1 protein-coding gene is annotated in these 772 nt (G+C 35.1%); it reads left to right on the top strand.

Annotated features, from left to right (window positions below; genetic code table 11):
* Positions 1–132: 132 nt before the first annotated feature.
* On the top strand, positions 133–772 hold a 640-nt coding region (locus D3H64_RS10260; protein WP_158589254.1), incomplete at its 3' end, for a hypothetical protein.

The raw sequence follows: 772 nt of genomic DNA, 5'->3' as shown, positions 1-772 counted from the left end.
TCCCCCAAAATTTATCCAATACTCAAAAGAAAATGATCAAAAATCTTTATTTTACAAGATTTTTTGATCATTTTTTTCTTGACTTCTGCCTCCTATCGTTGTATAATAGATACAACGATAGGAGGGTTCACAATGTCTAAGATAAAAGCTATAAAATTACCAGAAAAAAGAGTCTCTATTAAGAAAAGTGGCAAATATCGGTATGTTTATTACATCGATTCTTACTATGTGACAACCAACGGTTCACGTACTCACCGAGACGTAGCTATTGGAAAACTAAACGAAGAAGATCCAACGACCTTTTTCCCTAATCAAAAGTACTGGGAATACTTTCCAAAAACAGATCCTATTGAAGAAGAAATTACTGAGATCCAACAGGCAGGCTTTTCTCAATTGGTAAAAAAACTTGCTCAGCAATTAAAAGTAGATGAATTGCTTTCAAAAAACTTTGACGATATAGCTGACTCTATTCTCTCTATCGCCTCGTTTATGCTTTCTAAAGGTAATACGATGATGTATTTAGATGATTACTATCTGACCCATTATAATCCCTACAGATCAACTCCTACACAGAGAAAGTTAGGACCTATTTATGAAGCTATTAGCCATTCTCGCCGTTGGCATTTCTTTAAAGATTGGCAAACCTTGATCGTTAACGAAGGAGATTATGTAGCATATGATGTCAGCAGTGTATCTACCTATGGTAAAAGTATAGATTTGGCTGCCATGGGTTATAACCGAGACCATGAACTTTTACCTCAAGTGAATTTGG

It is taken from the genome of Atopobacter sp. AH10, assembly GCF_003664595.1.
In the GTDB taxonomy this organism is placed as follows: Bacteria; Bacillota; Bacilli; order Lactobacillales; family Aerococcaceae; genus Atopobacter.
Note: the sequence above shows the minus strand (reverse complement) of the source record. Positions and strands in the feature narration are given on the sequence as shown.